Source organism: Burkholderia sp. BCC0044 (assembly GCF_902832955.1).
Taxonomy (GTDB): Bacteria; Pseudomonadota; Gammaproteobacteria; order Burkholderiales; family Burkholderiaceae; genus Burkholderia.
In genome coordinates this window covers 641,308-659,876 of record NZ_CADFDO010000004.1, presented here as the reverse complement: position 1 = coordinate 659,876, position 18,569 = coordinate 641,308, and the positions used below count along the sequence as shown (strand labels likewise).

Below are 18,569 nucleotides of genomic sequence, written 5' to 3'. Positions count from 1 at the left end.
TACCCGAACAAGGACCCGCCGAATGACTGCCCGTGATGCCGTCGATCCGCGCGACGCATTGCGCGACGCGCTTGCCGCACTGCCCGATCTCGCGACCGCGATCGGCGAGGATGCCGCACCACGCGAGGCGCGTCGCGAATTGCCGTTCGAAGGCTTCGCGATCTTCCGGCGCTCGGCGCTGGGCGCGCTGCGGATTCCGGTCGAGCACGGCGGTTTGGGCGGCACGCTGGTCGACCTGTTCGAGACGATCGCGACGCTGGCGGCCGCCGATTCGAATCTCGCGCACGCGCTGCGCATCCACTACGACCAGACCGAGACGCTGCGGCTGTCGCCGCGCACGGCGTTCAACGACGTGCAGCTCGAGCGCGTGCTGGCCGGCGCGATCTTCGGCGGCGCGTCGACCGAGCGCGGCACGTCGCGCCCGGGCGAGAACACGACCGTGCTGCGCCGCGACGGCGACCACTACCGCGTGACGGGCCGCAAATACTATTCGACGGGCACCGCGTTCGCCGATTTCGCGCGCATCAACGTGGAGAACGAGCAGGGCGACGCGCTCGCCGTGATCGTTCCCGTGGCGCGCGACGGCCTGCAGGTGCTCGACGACTGGGACGGGATGGGCCAGCGCATGACCGCGAGCGGCAGCCTGTTGCTGAACGACGTGCAGGTGTTCGCGGACGAAGTGGTCCCGCGCGACGGGTCGACGCTCGTCGGCCGTCATGGCGGCGCGCTGCGGCAGCTTCATCTCGTCGCGACGGGCGCGGGCATCGTGCGCAACGTGGTGGCCGACGCGCGCCGCTACGTGCTCGCGCACGGCCGTCCCGCGCTGCACAGCCCGGCGCCGACCGCGCGCGACGATCATTTCGTCCAGCAGATCGTCGGCGAACTGTCCGCGCATAGCCACGCGATCGATGCGCTCGTGCGGGAAAACGCACGCGCGCTCGACCGTTCCGCCGACGCGATCGAAGCCGGCGCGGCCGATGCCGATGCGCTCGTGCTCGACAGCGCGCTCGCGACCGCGCGCACGCAACTGATCGTCAGCAAGCTCGCGCTGCATGCGGCCGAGCGGTTGTTCGAAGTGGGCGGCGCGTCGGCGACGGCGCGCGAACACAACTTCGATCGCCACTGGCGCAACCTGCGCACGATCTTCAGCCACAACCCGCTGCTGCACAAGGCACGCGTGATCGGCGATTACGCGTTGAACGGCGTGACGACGCACCTGACCGAAGGGCGCGTGTTCTGACGACGGCAGCCGGCGGCTGCTGCGCCGCCGCGCCGGGTTTCAACGCCGCAAGCCGGCTTCGCGCAGCAGCGGCAGCACACGCTCGCCGAAGAAGTCGAGATCGGGCTTGAAGTCGTAGAAGCTCAACTGGATGCCGTCGATGCCCGCGCGGTGCAGCCGCACGATGGTATCGGCGACTTCGTCGGGCGAGCCGGTGATCGAGATGTTGCCGCCGATCGCGCGCGCGGCGGCCTGCGCACGCTGCTCGAAACCGCCGCGCCACGCGTGCGCGTCGCTGTCGAAGCGGTGGAAGCTGCCTTCGTCCGCATGCGCGACGATCGCGTCGCGGTATGCGCGCGCTTCGGCCGCCGTTTCGCGGCAGATCACGAGCGGATTGAGCAGCGTGCGGATCGTACGGCCGCGCGCGGCGGCGGCCGCCTTCACGCGGGCGGTATGCGCGGGCAGCGCGTCGATCGCGCGTTCGGCGTCGGGGCCGGCCGGGCTCGTGACGAACACGATGTCCGAATAGCGCGCGGCGAATGCGATACCCGCATCGGAACCCGTCGCGTTGATCAGCAGCGGGCGGCCGTAGCGCGGCTTCGGCGTCACGAATGCGCCGCCCAGCCGCCAGCTCGATAGCTCGGGCGTGTAGCTGAAATTATCCGGTTGCGCCCACAACTGCTGGACCGCGTCGAGGAATTCGGCGGCCATCTCGTAGCGCCGGTCGTGTTCGATCCGGTTCCAGCCGAACATCTCGTGTTCGATCGCGCGATGGCCGGTCACCACGTTGATGCCCCAGCGCCCACGCGAGATGTGGTCGAGCGTCGCGGTGAACTTCGCGAAATGCAGCGGATGCCACGGCCCGTAGAGCACGTGGCTCGTCGCGACGAGGATGATCCGCTCGGTGCGCGCGGTCAGCGCGGCCAGCGTCATGAACGAGTCGAGCGCCTGGCCGTCGAACACGCCGCCGTAGCCGCCTTTCGGCAACCACTGCGACAGCGCGAACACGAGATCGAAGCCGAGCGCTTCGGCGCGGGCCACGAGATCGGCGTTGTAGTCGAACGTCCAGTCGGTCGAGCGCGGCAGCGTCGACGCGCTCCATCCGCCGGCCTGGATCGGCAGGAACAGCCCGAGCATCAGCGGCTGCGCGAGGGTGCGCGACACGGGGCTGTCGGGGAAATCCGCCGGCGAACGAACGTCGACGAACGGCGACGGCGCGAGCGGGGCGGCGACGGAGGAATCGCTCATCAAGGTGTCCTTGCTGAAAGGTGCGATGCGACGCGCGCAGGTGCGCTGCCCGATGCGGCGGATGCGGCGGCAAGCGGATCGGCACGCGTCATAGCTTGCCCGGCCTCGGGTCGGGCACGAAGCCGTCGCGGTTCGGCATCCGCACGCGCGGCAGCGTGCGCAGGTCGAGCCGGGCGTCGGCGGGCACGATGCCGTTCAGGTGGAGGACGTACGCGGTGACCGCATAGACGTCGTCCGTGCTCAGCGATTGCGGTGCGTTGTACGGCATCGCCCGGCGAATGTAGTCGAACAGCGTCGTCGCGTACGGCCAGTAGCTGCCGACCGTCTTTTTGGGCTTCGCGCTCGCGAGCGAGCCGGCGCCGCCGACGAGCGGATCGCCGACGCCGCCTTCGCCGCCGGCGCCGTGACACATCGCGCATTTTTCGGCGAACACGTGGCCGCCGCGTGCGACCGTGCCCGCGCCGGGCGGCAGGCCGCTGCCGTCCGGCGCGACGTCGATGTCCCACGCGGCGAGCGCCGCGCGATCGATCGGCTGGCCGAGACCGAAGCCGGCGCCGAACGCGCTCGACGTCATCGCGCAGGCTGCCAGCAGACAAGCGAGCGGCTTACGCATTGCGCACCTCGCCGTCCGTGCCGACGCGCCAGTTCTGGATGCCGTTGTAGTGGTACTGCGAGTTCAGGCCACGCGCGGCGACGAGCGCGTCGCGGGTCGGCTGCACGTAGCCGGTGTCGTCGGTCGCGCGGCTTTGCAGGTCGGCCGGCTCGCCGCGCCATACCCAGTCGGCCTCGAAACGCGTCAACGCACGATCGCGTACGTCGCTGGTGAGCCGTGCCGGCCGCCATGTGCGGCCGCCGTCGGTCGACACGTCGACGGCGCGAATCCGGCCGCGGCCCGACCACGCGTAGCCGCTGATCGGGTAATAGCCGTGCGCGCCGAGCCGATGGCCGGCCGACGGCCGCGTGATGACCGACTTCGCGTCCATCTCGAACACGAACTGGCGCGCGCAGCCGTCGGGCAGCAGATTCGTGTATTTCGACGTTTCCTCGCGCGTCATCTCCGGCGCGCGCACCAGCTTCAGCCGTCGCAGCCACTTGATGTTCGTATTGCCTTCGAAACCCGGCACGATCAGTCGCACCGGGTAGCCGTTCTCCGGACGCAGCCGTTCGCCGTTCTGCGCATAGACGACCAGCGCGCGCTCGAGAATCCGGTCGAGCGGCAGGCTGCGCGTCATCGCCGCGCCGTCCGCGCCTTCGGCGAGCAGCCAGCGTGCGTCGGCATCGATGCCCGTTTCGTCGAGCAGCGTCGACAGCCGCACGCCGGTCCATTCGCAGCACGACAGCAACCCGTGCGTGAACTGAACCGGCAGCCCGCTCGGGCCGCTCCATTCGCTGCCGGTGTTGCCCGAGCATTCGAGGAAGTGGATCCGCGATTCGGACGGAAAACGCAGCAGGTCGTCGAGCGTGAAGACGCGCGGCTCGCGCACGAGGCCGTGCACGACGACGCGATGACGCTGCGCATCGATGTCCGGCACGCCCGCGTGATGACGCTCGTACACGAGCCCGTTCGGCGTGATGTCGCCGAACAGGTCGGCGAGCGGCGTCATCGACGAGCCGGAACCGGGCAGTGCAGGCGTGCGCGCGCTGCGGCGAATCACGTCGCGTTCATGCTCGCCCGGCAGGCCGTACGGGGGCGACAGCAGCGGCGCACCGGGCGTGCGCGTCCACGGCGGTACGTCGAGCGGCTGGCTCGCGAGCGCACCGCCGGCGGGCAGCATCGCGGCTGCCCAGCCGCCGGCGAGCTGGCGCAACGCCGTACGCCGGCCGGGACGCGGCGCGCGGGGAGGAAAACGGGAATCGGTCATGGTCGAACGCGTGTTGCGCGCGGGAGCCGCGCGCAGGGAAACGATCATTTTCGGCAACCGGGCAAGGCGCGGCAAACAACGATTCCCGCTTTGCTTATCGTGCTTGACGCACCTGTCGTGCCTGTTGCACCGCGCCCGATGCGCGTGCCGTCAGAACTTCACGCGCAGCCCGCTGACGAATGCGAGCTGGCGGTTCGTCGACGACGCGCTGCCGATGTTCGAGATCGCCGCGATCTTGCGATAGCCGCCCGACGTCGAGGTGCTCGCATCGCCGGCCGCGAGCTGGTAGATGCCCGATACATAGATATCGGTGCGCTTCGACAGCGCATAGTCGAACCCGAGCGTGAACTGGTGCCAGCGCGGCTTCAGCGTCTGGCCGCCCGTGCCCGGCAGGCCGCTCGCGCGCCCGTCGGTAAACGTATAGACACCGATCAGCGTGGCCGCCGGCGTGATCTGGTAGCGCGCGTTCACGTCGTAGTTGTTGAACTTGCGCGACGAGCCGTCGACATAGTTGAGCTGCGTGTGGCTCCATGCGAAGCCGAGCGTCGTCGGGCCGAGCGCGTAGTTCGCGCCCACCGCGCCGATCTGCTGCTTCAGTACGCCGCCGTTCAGCCCGTAGAAGAACGCGCCGCTGTAGTCGTTGCCGGTGGTCGAGGTTGCGCCGCCCACCGCGCCGCTCGTGTTCGACGTCGCGTTCGGATGATTGAACCGCACATAGCCGCCGCCGATCGACAGCGGGCCGTTCACGTAGTTCGCCGACGCGCCCCACGCGTTGTTGTTCGAGAAACCGGTGCCCGCGCCGCCATTGGCCTGGTTGCTGAACGCATAGAGCAGGTCGGCCGTGAAGCCGGCGATCGTGTCGCTGCGGAACTTCACCGCGTTGTTCAGCCGGAAGCTCTGGTTCAGGTTGTCGTTGTCGCCCACGTGCGTGGCCGGCGACCAGAAACCCGCCCCCGAGTATTGCGCGACGAGATCGGTGATCGGCTCGTACTGACGGCCGAACGTCAACGTGCCGAGCCCTTTCTTGCCGAGGCCCACGTACGCGGACCGCCCGAACAGGCGGCCGCCCTGGCCGAGCCCGCCGTCGCTCGGCCGGAACCCGCTTTCCAGCGTGAAGACCGCCTGCAGGCCGCCGCCGAGATCCTCCGCGCCTTTCAGGCCCCAGCGGCTGCCGCTCAGCTTGCCGCTTGTCTGCTGGATGTTGCTCGCGCCGCCCTGGTTGTTCGTATACGCGATGCCGGCGTCGACGACCCCGTACAACGTCACCGAACTCTGCGCATGCGCGCCGACCGAACCGATCGAAACCAAACCCAGTACCACCGTTTTTTTGATCATGATCATCCTCTGTTTTTATCACTACGTTTGCGAGGATCACGATGCTATTGACGACGGACGCGCCGCTGAACGGCCGATCCGTGGTTTGTAATTCGCTGCGCGGACGATTTGTAATGTGCATTGCCGCCGGCCCGACACGGGCGACGCGATCGCGTCCGGCATGACTGCTGCGGCGAACGCATCGTGTGGACCGCGAACGTCGCTCGCCGCAAACATACACGCGCGGTCATATCGATCGATGAAATCGTTCGATGTACGCAATACCCGTCGTTCGCATGACGATGCGTTTACACAACGGCCCGCTAGGCGACGACCGGCCGTTGCGCTATGCGCGTTCGCATATCGATTCCGCAAAACGTTGGTAGGGCCGTGCGAGGTGCGACGGTAGAGTCTGGCATCCGGCCGCTGGCCGGCATGCGTCGGGAACAGCAGCGCGCACAGGCATGCGCGCTTCCCGATGAGGTCGATCAACGAGAAAAGGAGCCGTTCGACATGAGTCGCGATGTACTGTTTCTGCTGGAGCCGGGCTTTGCCGATCCGAAGCATCCGGGCGAGCGCTTCGTCTGTCCGCATGGATTGCCGATCGAAGGGCTGCTGGCAAGCGCGCCCGATCTCGCCGTGCGTCTCGACGTGAAGCGTGTCGGCTTCGCGCGGCCGCGGCCCGCGGTGATCGACGCGCTCGACGACGCGCATCAAGGCCTGCCGGTGCTCGTGCTGGGCCGCGACCTGCCTGCGCCGGACGACGCGCAGACGCTCGGCGACGTGCGCTTCGTCACCGACGCGCGCCGCATCCTCGAACTGCTGGCCGAGCGCCACGGCTTTCCGGTGCTGCACTGACGCGGCGGTTTCACTTTCCATCCGATTTCATTCGATTCCATTCGATCGACAGGAGCACCCGATGTCGTCAACGTCGGCGGCACGTCGCCGCCTGCTGCTTGCCGGCGCCGCAATCGCGGCGCATCCCTTGGCCGCATTCGCCGCGCCGGCCGCCGATGCCGACCTGGGCGGCACGACGTTGCGCGTCGCGACCTACAAGGGCGGCTGGCGTGCGCTGCTGCAGGCGGCCGGGCTCGCCGACACGCCATACCGGATCGACTGGCGCGAGCTGAACAACGGCGTGCTGCATATCGAGGCGCTCAACGCGGATGCGCTCGATATCGGTTCGGGCAGCGAAATTCCGGCGGTGTTCGCCGCGCGCCAGAAGGCCAATGTGAAGTTCATCTCGCGCGTGCGCGAAGACCTGAACAACCAGGTCACGCTCGCGCGCAAGGACACGCCGATCCGCAGCATCGCGGACCTGAAGGGCAAGCGCGTCGGCTACGTGCGCGCGACGACGTCGCACTATTTCCTGTATCGACAGTTGACGGAAGCCGGCCTGACCTTCGACGACATCCAGCCGATCAACCTGTCGCCGACCGACGGGCTGTCCGCGTACGATCGCGGCGACATCGACGCATGGGCGATCTACGGCTACAACGGCCAGCTCGCGCGCAACCGCTACGGCGCCCGCGTGCTGAAGACGGGGAAGGGCTATCTGTCGGGCAATTTTCCGGTGTACGCGAATCCGCGCACGCTCGACGATGCGCGTCGCCGCGCGGCGACCGGCGATCTGCTGCTGCGGTTTCGACGGGCGTATGCGTGGGCGAACGGCCATTTCCGCGACTATGCGCTCGCGCAGAATCGCGAGACGCGTGTGCCGGTGGCCGATCTCGTCACGATGTTCGACCAGCGCAGCGAAGACTATGCGTTGCTGCCGGTGACACCCGACGTGGTCGCGCAGCACCAGCAGGTCGCGGACGTGTTTGCCCGCATCGGCGTGCTGGACGGGCCGGCGCATGTCGCGCCGTTGTGGGATACGTCGTTCAATCCGCTGGTTGCGGCGGGGTGACGCGATGAAGCGGGAAGCGCTTGCGGGTCAGCGGTGATGCGGGTTTCGTCGGAAGATTCGGGCGACCGGATCAGGCGAACGTCGTCGCGACCATGATGCCGAATACCACGCCGAGCGCGATCCCGCAGAGCCGGCCGTAAATCGATGCGCGAACGTTGTCGTCGAGCTCGAACGGCGAGCGCTTGTGCTTCCATACCGTGCTGAAGGCGACCGGACGGGTCAGCAGCGCAATGCATGCGATCAGCACGGGCGTGGCGATGAGCATCGCGACGCGCGGGCCGTTCCAGTCGACGCCGTGCATGGCCAGCGAAACCAGCGCGGCAAGCGGCACCTCGACGCACAGGCCGAGCAACGAGCCGCTGACGAAGGAATCTCCCGGAGTCTGGAACATGATCGGTCCTGGGGGCGGGTGGAATGGGTGCGCCGGATGGGGCTACGGAAAGAAAAGACGGTCGTCATCCGGGGGCGATTCAACCGTGTTCGACGCGGGGCAAGATGACGGCGCGATGGTAAGGCAAATTGCCGGCGCGTGGTCGGTCACTCACGCTATTTAACAAACCGCGTGGGATATCGTCGTGCGGCACGTGTGACGCCGCGGTCGGTGGGCGCGCAGTGGATCGATACGCGCCGGTTGCCTCCGTCACACGGCGAAAATCCTGCGCTGGTAGTCGAGGATCAGGCGATCGATGTCCTGATCGGCGCGTCGAGGCTGGCTTTTCGGCTCGAGCCACAGCCATCGCATCATCCGGTAGCGTGCCTCGACGCACATCAGCCATGCGTCCCAGTCCGACCAGTGTCGCAACAACGGGATGTTGCGAATGTCCCGCAGCCCGTCGCGGATTTCGTACACGTTGAAGTACTGGCCCGCGCGCTGACTCAATTCGTCGAAGGCGCGTGCGGCTTGCTCCGGGTCGGAAAGCAGGAAGTCGTGGATTTCGATGATGACGTGGCTGCCGGAGAGCTGCTCCAGCAGCGCGTCGTCGAACAGGTCGAACTCCGCGCCCTCGATATCGCACAGGATGACCCGTTCGGCCGGCTTCCCGCCGTGCTCCGACAGAATCGCGGGCAGGTTGCGATCGGCCTTGCCGTAAACGGAGACGCGGTCCGCCAATCCCATTTCCGCGGCGCGGTGCTGGATCGCGTGGCGGCGCTGCTCGTCCATCTCGAAGCACAGGCTGCGCGCAAAGACGTTGTTCCTGACCAGGCCGATGCCGAAAATGCCGTCGGCGGCCCCGAGGTCGACCAGCACCTTTTCCGGCGACCCGAGCGCTTCGAGGATCGCGCAAACGGCGATCTCGTAGGTGCCGAGCAAGTAGCCGCCGACCGCGACTTCGGCCCAGTGGCTGAAGCCGATCGGAAACCCGCGCAGGATGCCGTACTGGACGATCGAGCCCGTCTGCTCGCGCAGCAACTGCGACAGATAGTGCAGGCGAAGATTCGCGGCCTGGATCGAGCTTTGGCTGAAATACTGCGCGTGGTCCATTTTTATCGTTCTCTCGGGGTGAGGAAGCGCGTCGGGAAGGGCGGCGATGGCGGGAGGCTTCCGTCATCGTCCTGCCTGGGACCAGAATATAACGCGTTGTCGGCTCGTTCAGGAAGCCGGCTTCCCGGGCGGCGGCGCCAATACGATGTCACGGTGTTCACGCGGAGCGTCCGGCCGAACGGTTCGCGAATACGCTTACCATGTGAGGTCGGCACGCCTGGCAACATATGGAATGCATACCCGTCGAATGCACATTCATCGGTCGGACCGCAGGAACGTACGACTTGCCGACCAGCCGCCTGCACGCGCGGCGGTCGGTCGGCACCTTCCCGTCATTCACCCGAGCGCCGCGTGACCACGACCGAATCGCTTTCCTCCGAAGCGAAGTACCGTCACGCGACTTCCGGCGTTCGACGCATTCACACAAGCACCGTCAATTCACCCCGACCGCACTCCACGCACGCGCGACCGTCGCGCTTTCGGCCGAGTTCGCGCCATACAGGTCGTTCGCCGCCTGGATCGATGCACGCCGCGCGTTCGGGTAGCTCGAGTTGGCGTTCAGGTACACGGTCAGCGTCCGGTACCAGATCTTGCCGGCCTTGTCGCGGCCCAGCCCGCTGAAGGTCGTGTCGCCGTTGCAGACCAGTTGCGCTCTCGACAGGCCGGTATCGGTCGACGGCACCGACGGCCCTTCCGACAGCAGGTAGAAGAAGCGGTTGCCGACACCCGACGTGAAATGCGGATCGTGGCGCGGATTCGACCACGAGAAGCCGCCGGACGGATAGCAGCTGAACGACCGGCCGTCGAGATCCTGCTTGTACATCTTGCGCAGGCCGCCGCTCACCACGCGCGCACCGATCACGTAGTTGCCGGGATCGTTCTGGTTGTTCGCGTAGAACTTCACGAGCGTGCCGAAAATGTCGGACGTCGCCTCGTTCAGGCCGCCCGCATCGCCCGAATAATTCAGGTTCGCGGTGGCCTCGGTCACGCCGTGGCTCATCTCGTGCCCGGCGACGTCGACCGACACCACGGGTTTCGGCAGGCGAGTGCCCGGCTCGCCGTCGCCGTACGCCATCACGCGCGACGACAGCCATGCCGCATTCGCGCCCGTCGTGCCGCTGCCGGTATCGAACACCACGTGAGCGTAGCTTTTCACGCCGCGACCGTCGTTGAAGATGCCGTTACGGTTGTGCGTGGTCTTGTAGTAGTCCCAAGTCAATGCGAGCCCGTAGTCGATGTCTGCCGCGACGGTCTGCCGGTCGGTGGTCGTGTTGTTGCCCCACACGTTCGTGCTGCTCGCGAAGATCGGCAAATCGTTCGCTTGCTCGACCTCGTCCGAGCTCAGGCCGCGACCATCGTAGACCGAGCCGCCGCCGCGGCCCGGATCGAGCATCCGGTACGCGTTCGTGCCGGTCTGGTCCGTCGTGAGCGTCAGGTTGCCGTAGTACAGCGAGCGGCCGGTGCCGGTCGCGGCGGCGGTCTTGATCAGGTCCTGTGCGTCGAGCACGGTGCCGGTGCGTGCATCGACGTAGTACAGCACGGCGTCGCCGTGCGTGTCGGTCGCCTTGCCATGAACGCGTACCGCGTAGGCCAGCGTCGGCGTGACGTCGCGTGCGAACACGACGAGTTCCGCGTCGTCGACGCGGCGCACGTCCGAGTCGAAGCGCGCGGCCGCGATGTGTCTGGCGCGCGTCGCACCAATGTCGGGTGCGTTGCGTACGACGGCGCGGTTCCCGACCTTGCCGATCGTGCCGGCGAGGCTGATAGGCGCGAGCTGAGTCACGCTGGCCTGCTTCAACTGCCCGTTGCTCGAATGGACGACGACGTCGCCGCCGATCACGGGCAGGCCCGCATGGAAGCGATCGAAGCGCACGTGCTCGGTGCCGTCGGGATCGACGATCACGTCGCGTACCTGGAACTGATCGCCGTCGGTCGGTGCGGTTGCTTGCGGCCCGGCGAACTTCAACGTGCGGGCCGTGCCGCCGATAGCCACACTGAAGGCGGCCGGGTTCTGCTGGATCAGTTGCAGCGCCTTGTCGACCGCGGCCGGCTGGTCGCCGGCCTGGGCAAAAGCGCTGAGACTCGCGGCGGTAATCGCGGCGATGGGCAGCAGTCGAGACAGTTTCTTCATGTAATTCCCCAGGTTATGAGTGGGTTTGTTCGAGGAATGCATCAAGTGACGACTTTTAAACAAGACATGTCGCGAACAGCAGGGGGATGCTAGAAGGTCGTTTTTATAATTACAAGATATTTTCTTTGAGATTAATTTTTCGTGTCGGCATTGTTAATCAAGTCGGGATTTGGTGAGGAATTTGAAATGATTGTGGAGGCTGCGTTGGATGTATCGGCGGCCTTGCCGTGAAGGCTTGTGGCCAGGGGATCAGCGGTGCAGCGACGGGGCGGGGGAGGTGTTGCGAAGGCGAGTAAAGCGGGGCGATGTGAAGCACAATTCGAGGTGAGGGTTGCAATTTTCCTTATTGAATATTGGTTTCTACTGTTTTGAATTCGTTTATCTCGATGAGATTTGGAAGGGTCGTTGAAATTTACATTTTTGATGGCGATTCATTTGAGTGTGCATGGAATGTATGGTGGACGACGGGGATAGCGATGCGGTGACGTAACTGGCAATCCAACACCGGCTACTTTCGATGAAAAATTTCCGACATTTGGCGCCGCAGCTTGTCATGCAGCACATGGATAGACCTCGCGCAACGGACGACATGCAAACAAAGGAAGTGCCGCCCATGCAGAGCCTTCACTCGTCGGCATGGCTCGGCATGAGTTCATCGGGACCGGTTGCGTCGACTGACCGGAAGCGTCACTCATGGACGCTACAGCCGGATGAGTGGCGAGGCTCCCCGTTACTCGCCGCCGATAAGGTCGACCTCGCCAACTCGAGCGAGGGGAAAGGGTTGTATACCACCGTCCCCGGGCGGATGATCCCACTCCCACATCGCTTCCTGATTTTGTGCCGGGCGCACAACGTCACGGATGGACTCGCATTGGACCGATGATAGGCGCCACGGGCCCGATTCCGCGGGCTTCACGTGCGTCAGCTTCCCACTTCCTTCAGCAATGCGGCGGCGGCAAGCTTGCCGACACCGTTCGACGCGAGCGGACTATCGCCCGTGATCACCTTGCGGTCCTGATGGCAGCGGCCGGTCATATCCTTGTTCAGCACCTTGGCCCCGAGTTTCTCCAGGCGGTCGGCCACGAGCCACGGCAGCGGGCCCGGCATGTAGCCGATGTCGAGGTTCGGACCGGTGTCGAGCGCGTCCGGAAAGACGCAGATCTCGTAGTCCTTGAACGGGTAGTCCTCCGGGGCCTCGTCGATCGCCGCAGACAACAGGCACGCGGGGCCGTGGCATAGCGTGACGATGAACCGATCGTTGTCGATCGCCCACTTGAGGGTTCGTTTGACGTCCTTGCTGTACGGAATGCCGGCGAGCACGCCGTGGCCACCGGGAATGAACACCGCGATGTAGGGCGAATCCGCGCCAGCGTTCTTCTCGAGCACGTCGGACAGCTTCAGCGGCGTCTTGAGCTTCTGCAGATATTCCTGGTACGTGCTCCGCACCGCTTCGTCGTCCTTCGGCATCGCCCACAGCTCGAGCTTCGCCGGATTGCCCGAGAGCGTCGCGACATCGATCTCGAAACCGGCCTTGTGCATGTGATGCATCGGCAGCAGCATCTCGACCGGATGATTGCCGGTCGAGAACATCTTGCCGTTCGTCATCAGGACGTAGCGTTCGTCGGTCGCGATCATCAGGACCTTCCACTTGCCGCCGTTGTACGGATTCGGGTAGTCCGCACCGTCGAAATCGGTCTTCGCCGACGTGTATTGCGACAGCGAATACGGCGACGGAAAGAACGCATTGTTTTCGGCGGGATCGGGGGCGGGCGTTCGGTCCATCTGCGTCGTGTCGGAAGTCATGGCTGCTCCTTGTTCGGGATGGGTTCAGGGGGGCGGCATGGGTTCGCCGGCGCGTGGGCTCGATGCATGTGGCGGTGCGGATGGGGACCCCACGACGAGGATACGCGCTGCGATGAATCCTACAACGCCGTGTTGCGGCGAACGCCCCCCCGAACAGGTGGGGCGGGCGTCGCGGCCGCCGCGATGTTCGTATGAATAGCCGAACGCCCGGCCGGTCCGCCGGCGTCCTTCCCCCTGAACAGGGGGGGCGCGAAATCCGCCCCGTCCGGTATCGTGGCCGCAATCGCGACGACCGGCCAGGTCGCTTATGGAGGCGTTCATGAATTCGTCATACCTGTCCCCGGACGATGCGGCGGCTCCGGCCGCACATACGTATCCGCTGCTGATCAAGCAACTGCTGCATGCGCCGCTCGCGACGCGGCCCGAGCAGGAGATCGTGTACGGCGATCGGGTCCGGCACGACTACTGGACGTTCCGGCATCGCATCGGCCAGCTCGCGAGCGGACTCACGGCGCTCGGTGTGGGCGCCGGCGACGTCGTGGCCGTGATGGACTGGGACAGCCATCGTTACCTCGAGTGCTACCACGCGATTCCGATGATGAGCTCGGTGCTGATGACGGCCAACGTCCGGTTGTCTCCCGATCAGTTGTTGTACACGCTCAACCATTCGGGGGCGCGTGTCGTGCTGGTGCACCGCGATTTCCTGCCGCTGCTGACGAGCATGCGCGCCCGGTTGACCGTGGCGACGCACTTCGTGCTGATCGCCGACGGCGACGACGTCGAACTGCCCGACGGCTTCGCCGACGAATACGAGCGACTCGTCGCGGCCGGCTCGCCCGACTTCGCATTTCCCGATTTCGACGAGCAGACCGTTGCGACGACGTTCTATACGACGGGCACCACCGGGTTGCCGAAGGCCGTCGCGTTCACGCATCGCCAGCTCGTGCTGCACACGCTGGCCGGCATGGCGGCGTTGTCGAGCGCCCGCGAGCGCGGGCGCGTGCATCGCGACGACGTCTACATGCCTATCACGCCGATGTTCCACGTGCATGCGTGGGGCATGCCGTATATCGCGACCGCGCTTGGCCTCAAGCAGGTCTATCCGGGGCGCTATTCGCCGGAAGGCTTGCTCGCGCTGATCGCGCGCGAAGCGGTGACTTATTCGCACTGCGTGCCGACGCTGCTTGCGATGATTCTCGACAGCCCGGCGCCGGCCGGAACCGATCTGTCGTCGTGGAAGGTCATCATCGGCGGCTCGCCGCTGCCGGAAGGACTGGCACGGGCGGCGCTCGCGCGCGGCATCGAGGTGTACACCGGATACGGGATGTCGGAAACGTGCCCGTTGATGACGATCGCGCAGATCGATCCGCCGCGCACGGCCGCCGACGCGCCGGGCGACGATATCGCGCGCCGGACGAGGGCCGGCCTGCCGCTGCCGCTCGTCGACCTGCGCATCGTCGACGCGCAGTTTCGCGACGTGCCGCACGACGGGCGATCGGCGGGCGAGGTGGTCGTGCGGATGCCGTGGGCGACGCGCGGCTATCTCGGCGATGCGCAGGCATCGGCGGCGCTGTGGGCCGGCGGCTATCTGCATACGAACGACATCGGCGTCATCGATCCCGACGGCCGACTGCAGATCACCGATCGGATCAAGGACGTGATCAAGACGGGCGGCGAATGGGTGTCGTCGCTCGAGCTCGAGGACATCCTGTCGCGGCATCCGGCCGTGCGGGAAGCGGCTGTGATCGGCGTGAAGGACGCGCGCTGGGGCGAGCGGCCGCTCGCGCTCGTCGTGCTTGCCGACGAGCAGGCGGGCCGCGTCGAACCGGCGGAGCTGCAAGCCCATGTGAAGCAGGTAGCCGATCGCGGGTTGATCTCGCGCTACGCGGTGCCGGAACGCGTGCTGGTCGTCGACTCGATCGAGAAGACCAGTGTCGGCAAGATCGACAAGCGCGCACTGCGCGCGCGCTACCAGCCGGACTGAGCATCGGTGCGGACGCCGCGTACCTGCCACACGCACACGGCGGCGGCGGTGGCCCGCCGGACCGGGCGTCAGCCGAGCGTCGTCTTGCCGAGATCCTCGAATAGCCGCACATTGTCCCAGTAGGCGGCGAGCCGCGCGATGCGGCCGTCGGCATCGAACTCGAACACGAACGCATGCCTGAGCGAGAACGCGCGCCCGCGGTTCTGGATGCCGGCGAATTCCCGCACCTGTGTGCCGCCGATGGTGACCTCGGCCGTGGCATGACGGCCGGCGTCGTCCGCATGGATCGCATCGACCTCGTTGCCCAGGTCCGGAAAAGCGTCCAGCAGCGCCGCCCAGACGGCCTTGCCCTGCACGGCCGCCGGGCCGGTCGCGGCGATCGGCACGTAGTCGAGCGTGGCATCCGGCGCGAACAGCGCAAGCATGCCGTCGACGTCATGCCGGCGATACCGGTCGAAAAACGCTGCGACGACGTCGCGACGGTTCATGGGCAACTCCTGGCGAGAAAGTACTGCGACAGCGGCGATGACGGCCGCCCGCGGGCCGAGCAGTCAGGATGAAGCGAGTTTTCCGCGCAAGGTAGCCCCCCGAATGGGGGGCTGAACATTCGACATTCGTTCGAGAACAATGCGGGTCCTTTATCGTGGACCGTAACGCGGCGCCGCAAGCGCGCACCGGTCCGGACATCACCTACTTTTGAAGGCCGGTGCCGAATCGCTATCCTGTTTCGGTGCGCGGCGCGCGTTGGCCGGGCGTTCGGCCGGCCCGCCTGTCGCGCTTTCCAGCGCCGGCGGACACGCGCACAGCACAAGGAGAACGGGAACAGCATGACGCCGAGGGACAGCAGACAGCCGGCCGGCCCGCCGGCCGCCGACAGGATCGAAGTGCTCGTGCGCACCAAGCTCGCGCCGGCGTCGGCCCGCGGAATCGTGTCGCGCATCGGACGACTCGGGCGGCTTCAGCGCGGGCTCGACCGCCGGCTGACGCTCGTCTGCGCGCCGGCCGGTTACGGCAAGACCACGCTGCTCGCGGAATGGCGCAGCGCGCTCGTCGCATCGGATGCGAAGGTCGCGTGGGTGAGCCTCGATAGGGACGACGACAACGCGTCGATCTTCTCGTCGTACGTGGTCGCGGCGATCGTCGATGCGACAGGCGGCGTCGGCGTGCGCGCGCAGCGGCTGCTGCGCGACCGCGCGCTGATTCCGCTGAAGACCGTGTTCGACGAGCTGCTCAACGAGCTGGAGAGTTCGGGCGTCGAACTGTTCCTGATGCTCGACGACTTCGATCGCCTGTCGTCGCCGGTGATCCACGACGCGATGTTCGAGCTGCTGCGCTATGCGCCGTCGAACCTGCACGTCGTGCTGGCGTGCAGATCGATTCCGGCGCTGCCGCTCAGCTACTTCGAGTCGCGTGACCAGTTGGTGCGCATCGACGAGAATGACCTGCGCTTCGACGATGCGGAGACGCGCGCATTCTTCGAGCGGATCGCCGGCAAGGCGCTCAACGCGGAAAACATCGAACGCCTGCGCGTGGCCACCGAGGGCTGGGTGTCCGGACTGCAGCTGGCGGCCCTGGCGCTGCACGACGACCGCGACGCGGCGCGCGTCGCCGAACAGGTCAGCCACGCACGCGCGGGCATCGCGACCTACCTCAACGAGAACGTGATGACGCGGGTGCCCGCCGCGATCCGGAACTTTCTGCTGCATACGGCCGTGCTGGACGAGATGACGCCGGCGCTGTGCGACGCGCTGACCGGCCGCGACGATGGGCTGGACTGCCTCGAATGGCTGAGCGCACGCAACCTCTTCATCCGTTCGATCGACGGCGACCGTCGGCGCTATCGCTATCACGCGCTGTTTTTGCAGTATCTGCGCGAGGAACTCGCACTGCGAGAGCCCGATTCGGTCGCCATGCTGCATCGCCGCGCGAGCGAATGGCATGCGGCCGAGCGGCACTGGCCGGACGCCGTCCGGCACGCGCTCGCAGCCGGCGATTTCGACGCGGCCGCCGGCTGGGTCGAAGCATGTGCAATGAAGCTCATCGCGTCGAGCGACGTGCGCACCGTGCTCGACTGGGTGTCGCGCCTGCCCGCTGGAGCGCTGGCCGGCCGCTTGCGGCTGCGGATCGCGCACGCGTGGGCGCTTGCATTGTCGATGCAGATGATCGACGCGCGCCGCGCGCTCGAGACGCTGGAAGGCGACGTCGACGCGGGGCGGCTCGATACGGATGCTGTCACGGCAACCGAACTGCTGGCCGTCCGCTCGCTGGTCACCGCGCTGTCGGACCACAGCACCGACGCGCTGCGCCTCGGCGAACGCGTGCTGGCGGCCGGCCCACCGGCAGGCTCGTGGATCGAGCAGATCGGGCAGACGACGCTGAGCTTCGGGCTCGGCTACGCGGGGCGCCTCGACGACGCGCTGGCGCTCCGCGCACGGGCCGAGCGCGCGGCCTCCGGCCACGAGCCGCTGTTCGCGAACGTGTATCGCCAGAACATGTCCGGGCTCGCGGAATTCGTCGCGGGCCGCCTGCACGACGCGTCGAAGACGTTCGAAACCGCGTTGCGTGCCGCGGAGCGGGCAGCGGGGCGCCTGTCGGCGGCCACAGCGCTGTCGGCCGGTTACCTGTCGGCGATCTACTACGAGTGGAACGACTGGCAGAAAGTGCGCGACGCGCAGGCCGACCGCTTCGACATCGCGATGCAGGCGTGCTCGCTCGGCCCGCTGCTGCGGTTCGTGCAGACCGCCGCGCTGTTGCAGTTCCAGTCGGGGAACGACGCGCGTGCGCATGAACTGCTCGACGAGGCCGATCACGTCGCATGCAGCCGGCAATGGCTGCGGCTGCGCGTCGGCTGCATGGCGACGGGCGTGCGGCTGCACCTGAGCGCAGGGAAGCCCACACAGGCGCATCGCGTGGAGCGCGCGCTCGCATCGCTGGTGCCGGCGGCGGCGCCGTACGAGACGTCGAGTCAGGTCGAGACCTGGCAGATGGCGCGATGCGCGCATGCGCGGCTCTTGCTTGCCGACGCGCGCATCGACGAAGCCGTGCAGATCACGGCGATCGTGCACGACGTGCTCGCTGCACGCAGATTCGACTGGCTCGCGGCGCAGGCGGCCGTGTTGCGCGCGGTGGCATGTGACCAGGCGGGCGACGAGGATACGGCGCTCGCGATGCTCGCGCGGGCGCTTGAATACGGCCAGGGTAACGGGCTCGTGCGCACCTTCGTCGACGAAGGCCCGGTGGTGGAGCGCATGCTCGCGCGCGTGCAGAAGCAGATCGACCGGTTTCCGGCGCTCGGCGGGTGGTATCCGCGCGAACTGTTGCGCGCATTCGACGCGCAGCGAGCCGCCAGCGCGACACCCGCGGGCAGGCCCGCCGTGGCCAGCCTGAGCGCGCGCGAAGCCGAAATCCTCGACTACGTCGCGCGTGGTCTGTCGAACAAGGAAATCGCCCGGGCGCTGCGCGTCGCGCCGGAGACGATCAAGTGGCACCTGAAGAACATCTTCGAAAAGCTCAATGTCACGTCGCGCATCCAGGCAGTGCGCAGCGGCCTCGCGCTCGATGCCTCGCGTGTGCGGCCCGGCGACGAATGAGCGGTGGCCGCGCTGTACGCGGCGGG

At 66.9% G+C, this 18,569-nt stretch carries 14 protein-coding genes; 5 read left to right on the top strand and 9 right to left on the bottom strand.

Annotated features, from left to right (window positions below; translation table 11 throughout):
* Positions 1-22 precede the first annotated feature (22 nt).
* Positions 23-1,240, top strand: a complete 1,218-nt coding sequence (locus tag HWX14_RS25650) for an acyl-CoA dehydrogenase family protein (RefSeq protein WP_175885151.1) — start codon at positions 23-25, stop codon at positions 1,238-1,240.
* Positions 1,241-1,279: 39 nt separating this feature from the next.
* On the opposite strand, the gene HWX14_RS25645 is transcribed toward HWX14_RS25650, so the two are convergent.
* The 4 genes from HWX14_RS25645 to HWX14_RS25630 all read right to left on the bottom strand — a co-directional run bounded on the left by HWX14_RS25645 (position 1,280) and on the right by HWX14_RS25630 (position 5,664).
* Positions 1,280-2,467: an LLM class flavin-dependent oxidoreductase gene (locus HWX14_RS25645; protein ID WP_175885150.1), complete on the bottom strand. Its 1,188-nt coding sequence runs from the start codon at positions 2,465-2,467 to the stop codon at positions 1,280-1,282.
* 88 nt (positions 2,468-2,555) lie between these two features.
* Positions 2,556-3,080, bottom strand: a complete 525-nt coding sequence (locus tag HWX14_RS25640) for a cytochrome c (protein WP_175885149.1) — start codon at positions 3,078-3,080, stop codon at positions 2,556-2,558.
* The gene (gene soxC, locus HWX14_RS25635; protein WP_175885148.1) at positions 3,073-4,329 is read right to left on the bottom strand and encodes a sulfite dehydrogenase; all 1,257 of its coding nucleotides are present in this window, start codon (positions 4,327-4,329) and stop codon (positions 3,073-3,075) included. The genes HWX14_RS25640 and soxC overlap by 8 nt, the downstream gene beginning before the upstream one ends.
* 150 nt (positions 4,330-4,479) lie before the next feature.
* Complete coding sequence (locus tag HWX14_RS25630; protein WP_175885147.1) at positions 4,480-5,664, bottom strand: porin; 1,185 nt, start codon at positions 5,662-5,664, stop codon at positions 4,480-4,482.
* A gap of 492 nt (positions 5,665-6,156) precedes the next feature.
* Here HWX14_RS25630 and HWX14_RS25625 point away from each other — a divergent pair, with 492 nt between their 5' ends.
* Entirely contained in the window at positions 6,157-6,501 is a 345-nt protein-coding gene (locus HWX14_RS25625) for a DUF3088 domain-containing protein (RefSeq protein ID WP_175885146.1), read from the top strand.
* Between the two features lie 61 nt (positions 6,502-6,562).
* Positions 6,563-7,552 (top strand): ABC transporter substrate-binding protein, encoded by a 990-nt coding sequence (locus HWX14_RS25620; protein WP_175885145.1) that lies wholly within the window; start codon positions 6,563-6,565, stop codon positions 7,550-7,552.
* 70 nt (positions 7,553-7,622) lie between these two features.
* On the opposite strand, the gene HWX14_RS25615 is transcribed toward HWX14_RS25620, so the two are convergent.
* The 4 genes from HWX14_RS25615 to hchA all read right to left on the bottom strand — a co-directional run bounded on the left by HWX14_RS25615 (position 7,623) and on the right by hchA (position 12,969).
* On the bottom strand, positions 7,623-7,943 hold the full coding sequence (locus HWX14_RS25615) for a hypothetical protein (RefSeq protein WP_175885144.1): 321 nt from the start codon (positions 7,941-7,943) through the stop codon (positions 7,623-7,625).
* A 249-nt stretch (positions 7,944-8,192) separates the two neighbouring features.
* A complete protein-coding gene (locus HWX14_RS25610; RefSeq protein WP_175885143.1) occupies positions 8,193-9,035 on the bottom strand; it encodes a hypothetical protein in 843 nt (280 codons plus the stop codon).
* 433 nt (positions 9,036-9,468) lie between these two features.
* On the bottom strand, positions 9,469-11,166 hold the full coding sequence (locus HWX14_RS25605; RefSeq protein WP_175885142.1) for a M4 family metallopeptidase: 1,698 nt from the start codon (positions 11,164-11,166) through the stop codon (positions 9,469-9,471).
* Between the two features lie 921 nt (positions 11,167-12,087).
* Positions 12,088-12,969 (bottom strand): glyoxalase III HchA, encoded by an 882-nt coding sequence (gene hchA / locus HWX14_RS25600; RefSeq protein WP_175885141.1) that lies wholly within the window; start codon positions 12,967-12,969, stop codon positions 12,088-12,090.
* 319 nt (positions 12,970-13,288) lie between these two features.
* Between hchA and HWX14_RS25595 the strand changes: the two genes are divergently transcribed.
* A complete protein-coding gene (locus tag HWX14_RS25595; protein WP_175885140.1) occupies positions 13,289-14,953 on the top strand; it encodes a fatty acid--CoA ligase in 1,665 nt (554 codons plus the stop codon).
* Between the two features lie 68 nt (positions 14,954-15,021).
* Here HWX14_RS25595 and HWX14_RS25590 read toward each other — a convergent pair whose 3' ends face one another.
* Positions 15,022-15,441 carry a nuclear transport factor 2 family protein gene (locus HWX14_RS25590; RefSeq protein ID WP_175885139.1) on the bottom strand — a complete coding sequence of 140 codons (420 nt, stop codon included), beginning with the start codon at positions 15,439-15,441 and terminating at the stop codon, positions 15,022-15,024.
* A gap of 339 nt (positions 15,442-15,780) precedes the next feature.
* Here HWX14_RS25590 and HWX14_RS25585 point away from each other — a divergent pair, with 339 nt between their 5' ends.
* On the top strand, positions 15,781-18,543 hold the full coding sequence (locus tag HWX14_RS25585) for a LuxR C-terminal-related transcriptional regulator (RefSeq protein WP_175885138.1): 2,763 nt from the start codon (positions 15,781-15,783) through the stop codon (positions 18,541-18,543).
* The last annotated feature ends 26 nt before the right edge of the window (positions 18,544-18,569 follow it).